This is a genomic window from Deinococcus carri (genome assembly GCF_039545055.1).
GTDB lineage: Bacteria > Deinococcota > Deinococci > Deinococcales > Deinococcaceae > Deinococcus > Deinococcus carri.
The window spans coordinates 23,895-38,462 of sequence record NZ_BAABRP010000001.1 but is presented as its reverse complement, the minus strand read 5'-3'; the positions used below and the strand labels follow the sequence as shown (position 1 = coordinate 38,462).

Here is a 14,568-nt window from a genome sequence, read left to right as displayed (position 1 = left end):
CCTGTTCATCCATCTCCCGAAATCCGCCCTTGTTCCTTCTCCCTCTGGTCGGATTTCCGGGTGTTTTCAACACCCTTCAATCGGAATCCGTATGAGCGCCTACCCCCCCAGCGCGGCGTGCGCCTCCAGCAGTAGCGCCTCCGTCTCGTCCCAGCCCACGCAGGCGTCGGTCACGCTCACGCCGGGCCGAAGCTGCGTGAGGTCGGCGGGGATGTTCTGCTTGCCGGGGCAGAGGTTGGATTCCAGCATCAGGCCCCGGAGGGCCGTCTGCCCCGCGCGGCGCTGGCCCAGCACGTCGCGCCACACCAGCGCCTGCCGGGTATGGTCCGAGCCGCTGTTGGCATGCGAGCAGTCCACCATCACGGCGGGGGTCAGCCCGGCGGCCTGCATCAGCCCCGCGGCCTCCCCCACGAACTGCGGCGCGTAGTTGGGGCCGCCCCGCCCACCGCGCAGGATCACATGCCCATCCGGGTTGCCGCGGGTGTGGACGATGCAGGCCCGCCCGTCGTCGTCCACGGTGAAAAAGGCGTGGGGATGGCTGGCGGCCACGATGGCGTCCACGGCCAGCTTGAGGCCGCCGCCGGTGCCGTTCTTGAAGCCCATCGGGGCGCTGACGGCACTCGCCATCACGCGGTGGGTCTGGGACTCGGTGGTGCGCGCCCCCAGACAGGTCCAGGCCACCGCGTCGAAGAGGTACTGCGGCGCGAAGGGGTCCAGCAGCTCGGTGGCGACGGGCAGGCCCAGTTCGGAGACACGAATCATCAGCTCGCGGGTGCGGCGCAGGCCCGCGTTCATGTCGTTCGCGCCGGTCATGTCGGGGTCAATCAGGGGGCCGCGCCAGCCGACCGTGGTGCGGGGCTTGTCCACGTACACGCGCATCTGCACTTCCAGTCGGCCCTGCACCCGCGCCCGCAGGGCCGCCAGCCGACCGGCATACTCCGCGGCCTGCCCGAAATCGTGGACCGAGCAGGGGCCGACCACCACCAGCAGGCGGTCGTCCTCGCCGCGCAGGATGCTGCGCACCGCCTGCCGCCCCGCCAGCACCGTCTGCTGGGCGGCGGCGCTGAGGGGCAGGCTGGCCTTGAGGGCACGCGGCGTGACCAGCGGCGTGAAGCCAGTGACATTGAGGTTCTCGGTGCGGCCAGCTTGGAGGGGAGAGTGGGTCATGGGGGCACCTCAAAGAAAAAAGAAAAAGGCCCGGAGGGTCAACTTCCTCCGGGCGGCTCGTGCTGGGGGGCAGCGCTGGCGTCAGGCCCGGTGGTGCGGGGGCCAATAAAAAAACGCAGCGCGAAGGGTCATGGGCAGAGTGTACGCCGGGCGGCACCGGAGGCGGGTTGCAGCGGTCTAGCCGGGGGAACCCCACGCCCCCTCACCGCGTACTCTGTCTTGATGAAACGCCCTCTCGCCCTGATGCTCACCACCCTCGCGCTCGCGTCGGGTGTGGCGGACGCCGCCCGGCGCAGCGGTGGGGGATTCGGTGGCAGCCGCAGTTCCGGTGGCTACAGCGCGCCCCGCTCCACACCCCGCTACACGCCGCCCAGGTACACGCCTCCGGCCAACACCTCCCGCAGCAACGGCTACACTGCGCCGCGCACCACGGCTCCCTCCACCCGCACGCCCAGCACCACGCAGCGCAGCACCACCAGCGCCGCGACCAGCCCCGCGAACCGGGCCGCCGCGGCGCGCGTGACCCCCTCGCAACTGAACGGCTGGAAGAACGTGAGGCTCCCGGCGGGAGTGCCCCGCAACGCCATCACGTACAGCGCCACCCCCAGCGCCGGGTACGCCTACCAGCTCTCGCCGGGGCGGTACTTCCCCTACCCGCAGAGCTACTACCGCAGCCACGGCATCGGCTACGACATCCTCAAGTACGCGCTGATCTTCACCGCCGTCAGCAGCGTGGCAAACGCCATCGACGGTCCGGATGTCATCGTGAACAACGTCCCCGCGAACGGGAACGTGCCCATGAACGGTAACGTGGTCGTGCAGCCGCAGGGGCCGAACCTGTGGACCTACGCGGGCGTGGGCTTTCTGGCCGCCGCGGCGGGATGGTTCGTGCTGGGCCGCCGTCGCCGCTAACCCCCCCTCCCCCACCGCCCCAGGAACCTCCCACTATTGTGACTCTGGACACCTCACGTCCTCCAGAGCGTCCGGTCGTGGTGTCATAGGGCGATGATGACGAGACGGCTGACCCCTGGGACCGGCGGGCCATGACGCTCGCCGTGTTCCTGCCTTTCCTGCTCTCGGCGCTGGCCGCGTGGCTGGGGCCGCGCCTGGGCCGCCGCATCGGGTACGTCGCGGCGCTGGCCTTTCTGCCCGCGCTGCTGCTGGCCCTACCACTCGCGGGGATGCCGGGGGCCGTGCCCGCGCTAGAGGTCACGCGCTGGGTACCGGACCTGGGGCTGAACCTGGCCTTCCGGGGCGACGGCTTCTCGCTGCTGTTCGCCGTGCTGATTGGGGTGATCGGCACGCTGGCGAGCCTGTACTCGGTGGCGTACCTGTCGGACCGGGAGCGGTTCGGGCGCTTCTATGCCTACCTGCTGCTGTTCGGCGGCTCGATGCTGGGGCTGGTGCTGAGTGACAATCTGATTGCGCTGTTCGGCTTCTGGGAGATGACCAGCGTGACCAGCTTCCTGCTGATCGGGCTGTGGCATACCCGCGCGGCGGCGCGTGATGGGGCGGTGAAGGCCTTTCTGGTGAGCGCCCTGGGCGGCCTGGGCCTGCTGGCGGCGGTGTCCCTCATCAGCCTCGCGGGGAACAGCACCACGCTCTCGGGGCTGGACGTGGCGGCGCTGCGGGCCTCGCCCCTGTTCACGCCCGCGCTGCTGCTCACGCTGCTGGCGGCCTTCACCAAGAGCGCGCAGCTTCCCTTTCACCTCTGGCTGCCGACGGCGATGGAAGCCCCCACGCCCGTCTCGGCCTTCCTACACTCGGCCACGATGGTCAAGGCTGGCGTGGTGCTGGTCGCCAAATTCGGTCTGCTGTTCGGCACCTCGCCGCTGTGGTCGGGCATCATCGTGCCGCTGGGTCTGGCGACACTGGTGTGGGGGGCGTGGCTGGCGCTGCGGCAGACCGACCTCAAGGCGCTGCTGGCCTACTCGACCGTCTCGCAGCTCGGGCTGCTGATGAGCCTGTACGGGCTGGCGGGCGCGGAGGGCAACTTCGCCGGGACCGCGCACCTGCTGAACCACGCGGCCTTCAAGGCGGCGCTGTTTTTCGTGGTGGGCATCATCGACCACGAGACGGGCACGCGCGAGATTCCGCTGCTGGGGGGCCTGCGCCGGGCGCTGCCGGTGACGTTCGGGGTGGCCCTCCTCGCCGCCCTCAGCATGGCGGGGCTGCCGCCGCTGGGGGGCTTTATCAGCAAGGAGCTGTTCTACGAGGCGATGCTGCACCAGGGGCCGCTCTTTATCGTGGTCGCGGTGGCCGGAAGCGCGCTGACCTTCGCGTACACCTTCCGGCTGCTGAGAGTGTTCCTGGGGTTGCCGCGTGCCCCGCAAGGCGCGCACCCCCACGAGGCCCCGCCCGGCCTGACCCTGCCCGCCGCGGGGCTGGCAGGGGCCGCTCTGCTGTTCGGCGTGTGGCCCGCGAGTGCCGAGGCACTGACCCGCACCGCGCAGGCGGCACTGAACTTCGCGGAGTACCGGGAGCACCTGGCGCTGTGGCACGGCGTCACGCCCGCGCTGCTCGCCACGGGGCTGACCTGGGCGCTGGGGGCGGGGCTGGTGTGGCAGGCGGGGCGCGTGGGTGCCCTGCAACGCCGCCTCACGCCGCGCGTGAATGCGAATACGGCGTACTACGCCCTGCTGGAGGGCGTCAATGTCTTTGCCGCCTGGCTGATTGCCCGCACCCAGGGGCTGGCGCTGCCCGACCAGCTCCGCGTGATGCTGGCCGCCGCCGCCGTTATCGCGGGGTATGCCGTGCTGCGCGCGCCGCAGGTGTTCCACCCCTTCGGGACGCTGCCGCTGGGCGTGCTGCCCATCGCGGCGCTGCTGGTGGCGGGGGCGGTCGGCGTGCTGCTGGCCCGCAACCGGCTGACGGCGGTCGTGGTGACGGGCCTGACGGGGTTCGGCAGCGCTGCGGCCTTCCTGGCCCTGCGCGCGCCCGACCTCGCCCTCACGCAACTGCTGGTGGAGGCGGTCACGGTGATTCTTTTTCTGCTCGCCTTCCGCTACCTGCCCGGCGGGCGGGACCTGAAGCGCTCGCGCTGGCGGCTGCGGCTGGACGTGGGGCTGGCCGCGCTGGCGGGCGTCGGGGCCACGCTGCTGGTGCTGTCCAGCGTGCGCTTTCTCGCGCCGCCCATCTCGCCGTATTACCTGGTGAACAGCTATGCGGGCGGCGGCGGCAAGAACGTGGTGAACGTGCTGCTGGTGGACTTCCGGGGCTTCGACACCCTGGGTGAGGTGACGGTGGTGGGCATGGTCGCGCTGGCAGTGCTGGCGCTGGTGCGCCTGGGCAAACGGGGCCGCACCGCGACCGCGCCGGAAGCCCTCCCCCCGGAAGGCCTGCCGCCGGAGGGCCTGACGCCCACACCCCCCGCCCGGCACAAGGAGCCTGCATGAGTCCAAGGCGCAAGAAACCCGCCCCGGTGCCGCTGACCGGTGACAGTCCGACCACCGCGCCCCTGGGCAACGACCCGATTCTGCGCAGCGTGAGCCGCGCGGCCTTCGCGCTGGTGCTGCTGTTCGCCTTCCTGCTGCTGTGGCGCGGGCACAACGCCCCCGGCGGCGGCTTCATCGCGGGCCTGATGACGGTCGGCGCACTGATCCTGCACCGCATGGCCACCGGCACGAGCGCCCTGCACGTGGACCCGCTGCGGCTGGTGCCCTGGGGCCTGGCCCTGGCCTTCCTGACCGGCCTGGTGCCGTACCTGCTGGGCAGGCCCTTTCTCAAGAGCGCCTACGGCTACCTCACCACGCCCCTCACCGGCGAGTTCGAGTGGGCCAGCGCCCTGCTCTTCGACTTCGGCGTGTATCTGGTCGTGGTGGGCGGCAGCCTCGCCATCGCCTACGCCCTGATAGACGTGGACCCGCAGGAACGGGTGGAGGGGGACGAATGAGGGGGAGGGAAGCTGCCAGCGGCCAGCGGCCAGCCACCAGCGGCCAGCCTTCTGCTTTCTGCCTTCCGCCTTCTGCTGCGTCGGAGGTCCGCTGATGGAGGCCCTCTTCGCCCTCCTGATCGGGCTGCTGGTCGCGGCGGGGGTCTTTTTGCTGCTGTCGCGCAAGATTGTGCGGGTGGTGCTGGGCCTGACCTTTATCGGGTACGCGGGCAACCTGGCGATTCTGACGGTGGCGGGGCTGCGGGAACTCGCGCCACCGCTGCTGACCGTGCCGGGGCCGTACATGGACCCGCTGCCGCAGGCGCTGATCCTGACCGCCATCGTGATCGGCTTTGCGACGACGGCGCTGCTGCTCACCGTCGCGCTGCGGGCGTATCAGGTGGCGGGGCACGACAACGTGGCGGCCTTCGGGGACAATCTGGCCCGTGACCCCCAGGCCGGGGAAGGCCGCTTTGCCGACCCCGAACACCAGGGACCGGACCTGCCCGACCTGATCCACTCCGACCCCGAGGAGCCGCCGGAACCCGATACTGGGGCTAACACTGGCCGCGCCGGGCCTGGCGACCGGGAGGGGCTGGCATGAGCGGCCTCTCCTGGCTTCCCCTCGCCCCGTTCGTGACCTCGCTGGGGTTCGGGCTGCTGCTGCTGTGGCCCGCGCGGCGGCCGGTGCGGGTGGCGCTGTCGCTGGTGGGCACGCTCGCCACGCTGGCCTTTGCTGCCGGGCTGCTGCTGGCGACGGCGGACGGGACCGTGCTGGTGAGTGCCTTGGGGGGCTGGCGCGCGCCCTTCGGCATCGTGATGACCGCCGACCGCCTGGCCGCCTGGATGAGCCTGCTGGCGGCGGTGAGTGCGCTGCTGGCCGTGTGGCAGGCCGCCGCCGACCCCGACCCGGTGCGCGAGAAATACTGGCTGTTCGCGCTGATGCAGTTCCTGTTCGCGGGCGTGCAACTGTCGTTCCTGACCGGCGACCTCTTCAACCTGTTCGTGGCCTTCGAGGTGATGCTGGTCGCCTCCTACGCCCTAACGGTGCTGGGGTCCACCCGCGAGCAATTGCGCGAGGGCTTCCGCTACATCGTGATGAACCTGGCCGCGTCGTCGCTGCTGGTGGTGACCTGCGGGCTGGCCTACGGGGTGCTGGGCACGCTGAACTTCGCCCACCTCGCGCAAAGGGCGGCGGAACTGGGGCCGAACGCGACGGTGACGGCGGTGGGCGTGCTGCTGCTGATCGTGTTCGCGGCCAAGGGCGCGCTGTTCCCGCTGGGCTTCTGGCTGCCGGGCACCTACCCGGCGCTGCCGCCCGCCGTGGGCACCTTCTTCGCGGCGGTGCTGACCAAGGTGGGCGTGTATGCGCTGATCCGCGTGTTCACGACCGTCTTCACGCAGGAACCGGGATTGCCGAATTCGCTGCTGCTGGGGCTGGGCAGCGTCACCATGCTCTACGGCGCGTTCGGAATGGCCTCGCAGCGCGAGTGGCGGCGCATCCTGTCCTTCACGGTGGTCAGCAGTGTCGGCTACCTCGCCTTCGGGCTGGGGGTCGGGACGCCGGAGGCCGTGCGGGCCAGCGTGGCATACCTGGCCGTGAGCGTGCTGGTGACCACCGCCCTCTTTGCCATCGCCACCGTCGCGGAGCGGGCGACCGGAACGCGGCTGGTGCGGGCGCGCGGAATGCTGGAGTTCCTGCCGCTGCTGGCCGCCTGCTTCCTGCTGTGCGCGCTGACGGTGGCGGGCCTGCCGCCTTCCGGGGGGTTTGTTGCCAAGTACGCCCTGGTGCGGGCGGGCCTCGCGCAGGGGTCGCCGCTGGCGCTGCTGGCGGTGGTCAGTGCGCTCCTGAGCAGCCTGATCACGCTGTACGCGATGCTGAACGTGTGGCGGGGCTTTTTCTGGGGCAAACACCCGGCCTGGCTATCGGTGTACCGCGTGCCGCGCGCCCTGCACGCCGCCGCCTACGTCGCCTCGGCACTGGTGGCGGGCCTGACCCTCTTCGCGGGACCCCTTTTCGCGCGGGCAGGCGCGACGGCGGCGGAACTCAGTCAGCCCGAACGCTACATCCGGGGGGTGCTGGGCGACAATCCGGTGGTGATTCCGCCCGCCCCGACCGGAACCCCGAAGGAGACGCACCCGTGAGCGGCCTGACCCTCAATCTGCTGCTGGCCGTCGTATGGATGCTGCTCGCGGGCGAGGTCAGCACGCGGGAGCTGGTGATCGGCTTCCTGCTGGGCTTCGGCATCCTGGCGCTGTTTCCCCGCGCGCTGGGCAGCGGGGGCTACGTGCGGCGCACACTGGCGGGGCTGGGCTTTGTGGGCTTCTTCCTGCGCGAACTCACCGTGGCGAACGTGCAGGTCGCGCTGTTTGCCCTGCGCCCACACCCGCCGCTCAATCCCATGCTGGTGGCCGTGCCGCTGCGGCTGCGCCGGGACAGCGCGCAGACCCTGCTGGTCGCCCTGGTCAACCTGTCGCCCGGCACCGTGGTGATGGGGTTCAGCGCCGACCGCCGGACGATGTATGCCCACGCCATCGGCAACGCCAGCCCGCGGGCCGCCCGTGACAGCATCCTGCGGGTGGAAGACCGCCTGCTGCGGGTCTTCTCACCCGGCCCCGCCCCGCAGAATCCCTCCCCGGAGGCTTCCCCATGATCATCAATCTCGCGCTCGGCATCGTCACCCTCTCGGTCCTGCTGGTCACCTCGCGCGTGCTGCGCGGCCCGTCGTGGGGGGACCGCATCATGGCCTTTGACTTCCTGAGCGTGAATCTGGTCCTGCTGTTCGCCCTGATCGCCGTCAAGACCCACCTGATCGTGGTGCTCGACGCCGCGCTGGTCCTCAGCCTGCTGGGCTTCCTGTCCACCGTGGCCCTGACCCGCTACCTGCTGCTGGGGCGGGTGATGAGGTGAAGCGGTCAGCGGTCAGCCGTCAGCTGTCAGCCGGGGGGCTGTATGGCTGACTTCTCCCCCCTGCGCGACATTCCCATCCTGATCGGGGCCTTTTTCGTGCTGACGGCGGCGGTGGGCATGGTGCGCTTTCCCGACCTGTACTCGCGGCTGCACGCCAGCAGCAAGCTGGTCACGCTCGGCTCGGCGGGCATCTTCCTGGGTGCGGCGCTGGAGTTGACGGACGCGGCGGCCTTCACGCGGCTGGCGGCGGTGCTGCTGTTTCAGTTCCTGACCACGCCGCTGACGGCCTACCTGATCGCCCAGGCCGCCTACCTGCGGGGGTTGCCGCCCCTCCTGGGCAGCGGCGGGCAGCGCGGCGTGGACGAGTGGGGCGCGCTGGGCCAGGCCGAACAGGTCGCCCAGGCCGACCCTGACGCCCAGCGCTCACTGGCAGCAGAGGGGCAGTAGGGCGCAGGAGGAGGGCGCAGTCACGCCGCGCGGCCCGGCCCAGGAAAAGAACCTGAACAGGGGCTGCCTGGCCCGGCCGCCATCACCCCTCGTCGATCTGCCGCAGCTTCTCCACCCGCTCCGCGAGGTCGCCCAGGCCCAGGCCACGCAGGGCCTTGGCGCTGCGCTGCACACCCGCGCCGTCCACCCGGTTCTCGTTCCAGCCTGCTATCAGCATGGCGCAGCCTTGCAGGGCATCGCCCACCTGCTCCTTGTGGAACATCGCGGCCAGGGTGCCGGGCTGCTGGGGCCGGGTCTGCTGCACCTGCGCCTGCACGTCCAGCACCACCTGCATGAATACCTGGTCGAGCCGGGCGCGGTCGTCGGGGGAAATGTTCCGGTCCTGGGGCATGGGCGCAGTCTAGGGCAGCCCACAACAGCAGCGGGGGCGGGGGCACCCAGCACCCCCACCCCCGACACAGTCCCGATTCAGCGATTCAAGAATGGGGCCACAATCAGGGCAGCCAGGAACCCCCCGACCACCCAGTACAGGATGGCCGACAGCACCAGGGTCACGGCGGCGCTCACGCTGTCCCGCAGGTTCATGCTCGACTGCACGGCCAGGTAGCCGAAGAAGATCAACAGGGCCGCGACCACGATGCCGACGATCCACCCCAGGATGGGAATGATGCCCAGCAGCGTGCCCAGGATGCTCAGCGGCACGTAGAACAGCGCGAAGGTGTAGGCGACTTCCGGGTAGGTGCCGGTGCCGCGGAACAGGGTGCGGCCCACCAGGTACACCGCCCCGGTAAACACGAAGAACTGGAGGGGAATCAGGATCAGGCGCGTGACGAACTGTCCGATCACCGTCACCTCGCGGTGAAAGGGGGCGAACAGGGCGGCGATCACGGCAGACACCAGGGCGGCCAGCAGGACATAGATCAGGGCCTGCTGCGTGCCGCCCCGCCGCTCGAACAGCTCGAAGGTCGCCGCGCTGGGCCGGGTCAGAACGGCCATGCTCTGGCCGAACATGTCCGAGAGCCGGGCTTGCAGATGGGTAGGTTGGGTCATGCCCCAGAGTACGGGCGGGGCCGGGTTCCCGTTCCGGGGCCAGGGGTGGATAAAGAGAGGGTGAAGCGGCCAGGCGGCAGGGCGGCCAGAGAACGGTTGGCCCCCGCCCCGCGTGAGACAATCACGCCATGACCGACCTGCCCTCCCCCACCCCCGACGCCAGCGATCCCCAGACGCACAGCGGGTTTGTCGCCATCGTCGGCAAGCCCAACGTCGGCAAGAGCACGCTGCTGAACGCCTTCCTGAACACCAAGGTCGCGCCGACCAGCCCGCGCCCGCAGACCACCCGCCGGGGCGTGCGCGGCATCCACACCACCGACACGCACCAGATTGTCTTCGTGGACACGCCGGGCCTGCACAAGCCCAAGGACGCGCTGGGCAAGTACATGAACCAGGAGGTTCACAGCGCACTGGCCGATGTGGACGCGATTCTCTGGGTGGCCGACCTGCGCCACCCGCCCACCGAGGAAGACGAGCTGGTGGCCCGGCAGGTGCGCGACCTGCCCAAGCCCCTCTTTCTGGTGGGCAACAAGACCGACGCCGCCAAGTATCCCGACGAGGCCATGAAGCTCTACCGCGCGCTGCTGGAGGGCCGCACCGCCGAGACGGGCGAGGTGATGCTCAGCGCCCAGAACAGCCCCGAGGCCGTCGCCACGCTGCGCGAGCAGGTGCTGGACGCGCTGCCCGAAAATCCCTTCTTCTACCCGCGTGGCAGCGCCAGCGACCAGAGCCGCGAGCAGTGGGCCGCCGAGATCATCCGCGAGGAGGCCATGAAGAAGCTGCGCGACGAGCTGCCCTACGCCGTCGCCACCCGCGTGACGAGCTGGACCGAGCGCGAGGACGGCCTCCAACGCATCGAGGCCGAGATCGTCGTGGAGAAAAACGCCCACAAGGGCATGGTGATCGGCGCGGGCGGCAAGATGCTGCGCGAGATCGGCCAGGCGGCCCGCAAGCAGCTCGAAGTCTTCCTGAACCGCAAGGTCTACCTGGGCCTCGAAGTGATCGTGATTCCCGGCTGGCGCGAGGACGAGGAGGCCCTGCGCGAACTGGGCTACGAGTGACCGCACGGAACCACACAGCGGCCAGCCCAGCCACAAATCTGCCGTAAGTCACAATAGTCCCTCAACCCACTCCCTCCCCCCTCTCATCCTCTTCCCGTTCCCAGGGGAGGATGCTTCTCAGGAGAAGGGGGTTTTTTATGGCTGAAGAAAATCGCAACTCCTCCAGGGTCTTTCTTGGAGGAGTCATCATTTCCACGGTGGTGGGTCTGGGTCTGCTGGCCCTGATCTTTTCCGCCGTCGCCCCTGGGGGTGAGAAGAGTCCTGCCCCTACAGCCAGCACCCCGGCACAGACCGCGGCGAGTCCGGCCGCCACCTCCACGGCCCAGACCGCCACGGCACCAGTGGGCGGAACCACGGCCACCAGCGGGACGGGAACGAGCGGCACCCCGGCCCCCACAGGCGCGGAGAGCAACGGAACCGCGGCCAACGGCACGGCGGCGGGTGGTACTGCCGGCTCAGCTGGGACAGCGGCAGGTGAGGCCGCCACCAGCAGCGGGAACGCGGCAGAAAATGGCGCAGAAAACAGCACAGCCAGGCCCGCGGGCAACAGTCAGTCTGGGGCCGGGGCCACGGCCACCACGCAGGCCGCGGCCTCGCAGGAAAAGCAGCAGCTTCAGCCCGTGGCCTTTACGGGGGCGAACGGCGAGGCGCTGTACACGCAGGCCTGCCAGAGCTGCCACATGCCCGGCGGCCGGGGTGCCCAGGGCGCGGGCCGTTACCCCGCGCTGGCGAACAACCCCCGCGTGGCGAGCGCCCCCTACGTGATGACGATGATTCTGAACGGCCACGGCGGGATGCCCGGCTTCGGCCACTACCTGAGCGATCAGCAGATCGCCGAAATCGTCAACTACGTGCGCGGCGAGCTGAACAAGCAGCAGGGTACGGCGACGCCGGGCGACGTGAAGCAGCTCCGCCCGCAGAACCCCGACTACACCATCTTCGGCGAGAGTGCCGGGTAAGCGAGAGGAGACAGGAGGGATGAGCGAGATCAACCGCAGAAGTTTTCTGGAAATGGTCGGCCTGCTGGGCGGTGGGGCCGCCGTATACCAGGTGATGACCAGCATGGGCCTGGCGCAGGCCTCTGCCCCCAAGCCGCTGAAGCTCGAAGGCAGCGGCCAGGGCAAGAGCGTCCTGATTCTGGGGGCCGGGCTGGCGGGCATGGCGAGCGCCTACGAACTGCGCAAGGCGGGCTACGACGTCAAAATCCTGGAGTACAACGCGCGGGCGGGCGGACGCTGCTGGACACTGCGTGGCGGCGACGAGTACACCGAACTGGGCGGCTTCAAGCAACGCTGTGAGTTCGACCCCGGCCTGTACATCAACCCCGGCCCCTGGCGGATTCCGTACCACCACTACGCCTACATGAACTACGCCCGCGAGTTCGGCATCAAGCTGGAAGTCTTTCCGCAGGTGAACTACAACGCCTACATTCACCGCAAGGCGGGCACCAACAACCCCGGCACCAAGGTGCGGCTGCGCGAGCCGATGGCCGACATGCAGGGCCACGTGGCCGAACTGCTCGCCAAGTCAGCGGCGGCGGGCAACGGCAGCGCCCTGGGCGAGGGCATCAGCACCGAGGACCGCGAGCGGCTGCTCGAAGCCCTGCGCGGCTGGGGCTTCCTCGACAAGGATTACCGCTACAACAAGAGCCTGGCGACCAGCGCCGTGCGCGGCTACGAGGAGGACCCCGGCGCGCGGCTGCAACCCGGCGTGGCCTCCACGCCCATCGACCTCCAGACCATCCTCTCGCAGCGGCTGTGGGCCGACCTGACCACCGGGATGCTGTACGAGTTCCAGAGCACCATCTTCGAGCCGGTCGGCGGTATGGACGCGATGGCCCGCGCCTTCGAGGCCCGCGTCAAGCCCCTGATCACCTACCGTGCCCGCGTCACGGAGCTGCGGCAGGATGCCAGCGGCGTTACGGCGGTCTACGAGGACCTGACAGGCGGCGGGAACAAGACCGTGCAGGCCGACTACTGCATCTGCACCATTCCCCTCTCGATTCTGAGTCAGGTCAAGCTGGGCGTGGGCCGGGAGCTGGAACAGGCCATCGAGCGGGTGCCCTATGCCCCGTCCTTCAAGGCGGGCATCCAGTACAAGCGCCGCTTCTGGGAGCAGGACGACGCGATTTTCGGCGGCATCACCTACACCGACCTGCCCATCCAGACCGTCTCCTACCCGGCCAACAACTACCTCTCGAACGGCAAGGGTGTGGTGCTGAGCGCCTATATGTTCGGCCCCGACGCCGTGCGCCTGAGCGGCATGAACCCCGCCCCCCGTTTGCAGGAAGTCCTGCGCCAGAACGTCCAGATTCACCCGCAGGCGGAAAAGGAGTTCGACAACGGCATCAGCGTGGGCTGGCACCGCGTCCCCTGGACCCTGGGCTGCTACGGCCTCTACACCGACGAGACGCGCAAGACCGACTACCCGGTGCTGTGTGCCCGCCATAACCGCCTGATGCTGGCGGGCGAACACACCTCCTACTGGAACGGCTGGCAGGAAGGCGCGCTGCTGGCGGCCATCACCGCCGTCGAGGAAATGCACAAGTTCGCCATGCAGGGCTGAGCTGAGACAGGAGGCCGCCCCAGCCGACGCGCGGGGCGGCCCTTCTGCGCTCCCGGCTCAGGAGAGGCGATCTTCGCGGAGTCTCGCCCACTCACGCAGGGCCTCCTCGTAAAAGAGTTTCGTCTGGTACATCCGAATCCGCCCGGCCCCGTACAGCGCCGCGAACTCTTCCCGGCTGACGTACCGGGCTTCCGCGACCTCGTGCGTGAAGGTGGGCTGGAGGGTCTGTCCCGGCAGCGGTTCGGCCAGCCAGATGGTGCGGAGGATGAAGTCCCCATCGGGAAACTGGCCCAGATAGGCATTCAGGAACCTGACCAGGCGCACGCGCAGGCCCGTTTCCTCGTATGCTTCGCGGACAGCCGTATCCTGCGGATTCTCGCCCTCCTCCACACTACCGGAAGGGATGTGCCACAGCCCGGCTTTCGCCATCTGGTCCGGGGCACCCAGCTCCCGCACGAGCAGGATGTCGCCGCGCTCGTTGAGGATGACCACGCCGCCCGCTTGCAGGCTGACGGGCACGTGCGTCTTCTCGCCGTGCTGCATCAGCCCGTCACCCGCCGGATGTGCGCCAGGTGGTGCCGCCCATGCCAGGCGTACATGGCGGCGAGGGTAGCCACCGTAAAGCTCCGGCCCTGCGCCGGGTGCGTCCATTCCCGTGCCCACTGCCCCGGCGTGAGGGCCTCCAGCAGCGCGGCCCAGCGCGTATGCAGCCCGTCCAGCAGGCTCAGGCTGGGGTCCAGCGGCAGGCGCATGTCGGGCAGTTCGGCCCATTCCCCCTCCTCGTAGGGCTTCACGGTCGGGCTGTCCTCGGTCAGCGCCAGTTTCAGGCGTACCACGGCGTTCATGTGGCTGTCGGCCAGATGGTGGACCACCTGCCGCACGGTCCAGCCGCCGTCCCGGTAGGGCGTGTCCAGCAGCGCTTCCGGCTGGCCTGCCACAGCCACCCGCAGTTCGGCGGGCAGAGCACGAATGGCCTGGATGGCCGCGGCCCGCTCCGGCGGCGTGAGGGTAAGGGGCTGCGGCATGGGGCCGAGCGGATACTGCACGTCCGTCATTGCCCCGGCTCCTTTCTCGTCCAGCGGTCCGCGTCGCGCGTCTCGATCTTTTGCATCATGCGCTCAAAGCCGCGTTCCAGGCTGAGGCCGCGCTCGTTGGCGAGGCAGATCATCACGAACAGCAGGTCGGCCAGTTCCATCTCCAGGTCGCCCGCGTCCTCGCCGGGCTTGGGCGTCTTGCCGTGCTGATGGGCCAGGACGCGCGCAATCTCGCCCGTTTCCTCGGTCAGCCGCGCCAGCAGCAGCAGCGGCGGAAAGTAGCCTTCCCTGAATTGGCCGATGTAGGCGTCCACGCGCTGCCGGGCTTCCTCGAAGGTCAGGCTGGTGGGGGGCTGGGTCATAGGCTCCAGCGTAGAACACCAGGGGCGGCGAGGCGGCCAGCTTCCAGCCACCAGCGAAGAATTGGGGCCTCCCCTGCCCGCTGCACCGCGAGGCCCATAA

At 69.6% G+C, this 14,568-nt stretch carries 17 protein-coding genes; 11 read left to right on the top strand and 6 right to left on the bottom strand.

Annotated features, from left to right (window positions below):
- Nucleotides 1-99 precede the first annotated feature (99 nt).
- Nucleotides 100-1,167, bottom strand: coding sequence for a 3-deoxy-7-phosphoheptulonate synthase (locus ABEA67_RS00290; RefSeq protein ID WP_345459136.1), 1,068 nt, complete (start codon nucleotides 1,165-1,167; stop codon nucleotides 100-102).
- 222 nt (nucleotides 1,168-1,389) lie between these two features.
- Between ABEA67_RS00290 and ABEA67_RS00285 the strand changes: the two genes are divergently transcribed.
- The 8 genes from ABEA67_RS00285 (at nucleotide 1,390) to mnhG (ending at nucleotide 8,396) form a co-directional block, all read left to right on the top strand.
- Nucleotides 1,390-2,079 carry a hypothetical protein gene (locus ABEA67_RS00285; RefSeq protein WP_345459133.1) on the top strand — a complete coding sequence of 230 codons (690 nt, stop codon included), beginning with the start codon at nucleotides 1,390-1,392 and terminating at the stop codon, nucleotides 2,077-2,079.
- 131 nt (nucleotides 2,080-2,210) lie between these two features.
- Nucleotides 2,211-4,562 carry a hydrogen gas-evolving membrane-bound hydrogenase subunit E gene (gene mbhE / locus ABEA67_RS00280; protein ID WP_345459130.1) on the top strand — a complete coding sequence of 784 codons (2,352 nt, stop codon included), beginning with the start codon at nucleotides 2,211-2,213 and terminating at the stop codon, nucleotides 4,560-4,562.
- Nucleotides 4,559-5,059: a Na(+)/H(+) antiporter subunit B gene (locus ABEA67_RS00275; protein ID WP_345459127.1), complete on the top strand. Its 501-nt coding sequence runs from the start codon at nucleotides 4,559-4,561 to the stop codon at nucleotides 5,057-5,059. The genes mbhE and ABEA67_RS00275 overlap by 4 nt, the downstream gene beginning before the upstream one ends.
- 94 nt (nucleotides 5,060-5,153) lie before the next feature.
- Nucleotides 5,154-5,642, top strand: a complete 489-nt coding sequence (locus ABEA67_RS00270) for a sodium:proton antiporter (RefSeq protein WP_345459124.1) — start codon at nucleotides 5,154-5,156, stop codon at nucleotides 5,640-5,642.
- Nucleotides 5,639-7,183: a proton-conducting transporter transmembrane domain-containing protein gene (locus ABEA67_RS00265; protein WP_345459121.1), complete on the top strand. Its 1,545-nt coding sequence runs from the start codon at nucleotides 5,639-5,641 to the stop codon at nucleotides 7,181-7,183. The genes ABEA67_RS00270 and ABEA67_RS00265 overlap by 4 nt, the downstream gene beginning before the upstream one ends.
- The gene (locus tag ABEA67_RS00260; protein WP_345459118.1) at nucleotides 7,180-7,692 is read left to right on the top strand and encodes a Na+/H+ antiporter subunit E; all 513 of its coding nucleotides are present in this window, start codon (nucleotides 7,180-7,182) and stop codon (nucleotides 7,690-7,692) included. The genes ABEA67_RS00265 and ABEA67_RS00260 overlap by 4 nt, the downstream gene beginning before the upstream one ends.
- Nucleotides 7,689-7,949, top strand: coding sequence for a monovalent cation/H+ antiporter complex subunit F (locus tag ABEA67_RS00255; RefSeq protein ID WP_345459115.1), 261 nt, complete (start codon nucleotides 7,689-7,691; stop codon nucleotides 7,947-7,949). The genes ABEA67_RS00260 and ABEA67_RS00255 overlap by 4 nt, the downstream gene beginning before the upstream one ends.
- Nucleotides 7,950-7,991: 42 nt before the next feature.
- On the top strand, nucleotides 7,992-8,396 hold the full coding sequence (mnhG, locus tag ABEA67_RS00250) for a monovalent cation/H(+) antiporter subunit G (protein ID WP_345459112.1): 405 nt from the start codon (nucleotides 7,992-7,994) through the stop codon (nucleotides 8,394-8,396).
- Nucleotides 8,397-8,478: 82 nt separating this feature from the next.
- Here the strand turns inward: mnhG and ABEA67_RS00245 are convergent, their stop codons facing one another.
- Both ABEA67_RS00245 and ABEA67_RS00240 read right to left on the bottom strand, forming a co-directional pair.
- The gene (locus ABEA67_RS00245; protein WP_345459109.1) at nucleotides 8,479-8,787 is read right to left on the bottom strand and encodes a hypothetical protein; all 309 of its coding nucleotides are present in this window, start codon (nucleotides 8,785-8,787) and stop codon (nucleotides 8,479-8,481) included.
- Nucleotides 8,788-8,864: 77 nt separating this feature from the next.
- Nucleotides 8,865-9,446 carry a YIP1 family protein gene (locus tag ABEA67_RS00240; protein WP_345459106.1) on the bottom strand — a complete coding sequence of 194 codons (582 nt, stop codon included), beginning with the start codon at nucleotides 9,444-9,446 and terminating at the stop codon, nucleotides 8,865-8,867.
- Nucleotides 9,447-9,574: 128 nt separating this feature from the next.
- On the opposite strand from ABEA67_RS00240, the gene era reads away from it, so the two are divergent.
- The 3 genes from era (at nucleotide 9,575) to ABEA67_RS00225 (ending at nucleotide 13,072) form a co-directional block, all read left to right on the top strand.
- Nucleotides 9,575-10,507 carry a GTPase Era gene (gene era, locus ABEA67_RS00235; RefSeq protein WP_345459103.1) on the top strand — a complete coding sequence of 311 codons (933 nt, stop codon included), beginning with the start codon at nucleotides 9,575-9,577 and terminating at the stop codon, nucleotides 10,505-10,507.
- A 137-nt stretch (nucleotides 10,508-10,644) separates the two neighbouring features.
- Entirely contained in the window at nucleotides 10,645-11,466 is an 822-nt protein-coding gene (locus ABEA67_RS00230; RefSeq protein ID WP_345459100.1) for a c-type cytochrome, read from the top strand.
- A gap of 19 nt (nucleotides 11,467-11,485) precedes the next feature.
- Nucleotides 11,486-13,072 carry a flavin monoamine oxidase family protein gene (locus ABEA67_RS00225; RefSeq protein WP_345459096.1) on the top strand — a complete coding sequence of 529 codons (1,587 nt, stop codon included), beginning with the start codon at nucleotides 11,486-11,488 and terminating at the stop codon, nucleotides 13,070-13,072.
- Between the two features lie 57 nt (nucleotides 13,073-13,129).
- On the opposite strand, the gene ABEA67_RS00220 is transcribed toward ABEA67_RS00225, so the two are convergent.
- Genes ABEA67_RS00220 through ABEA67_RS00210 form a run of 3 tightly spaced genes read right to left on the bottom strand, consistent with a single transcriptional unit; the run spans nucleotide 13,130 to nucleotide 14,468 of the window.
- Nucleotides 13,130-13,615: a Nudix hydrolase gene (locus ABEA67_RS00220; protein ID WP_345459093.1), complete on the bottom strand. Its 486-nt coding sequence runs from the start codon at nucleotides 13,613-13,615 to the stop codon at nucleotides 13,130-13,132.
- The gene (locus tag ABEA67_RS00215; RefSeq protein WP_345459090.1) at nucleotides 13,615-14,127 is read right to left on the bottom strand and encodes a YfiT family bacillithiol transferase; all 513 of its coding nucleotides are present in this window, start codon (nucleotides 14,125-14,127) and stop codon (nucleotides 13,615-13,617) included. Before ABEA67_RS00215 ends, ABEA67_RS00220 begins: the two co-directional genes overlap by 1 nt.
- Nucleotides 14,124-14,468 (bottom strand): nucleotide pyrophosphohydrolase, encoded by a 345-nt coding sequence (locus ABEA67_RS00210; RefSeq protein ID WP_345459087.1) that lies wholly within the window; start codon nucleotides 14,466-14,468, stop codon nucleotides 14,124-14,126. The genes ABEA67_RS00215 and ABEA67_RS00210 overlap by 4 nt, the downstream gene beginning before the upstream one ends.
- Nucleotides 14,469-14,568: the final 100 nt, after the last annotated feature.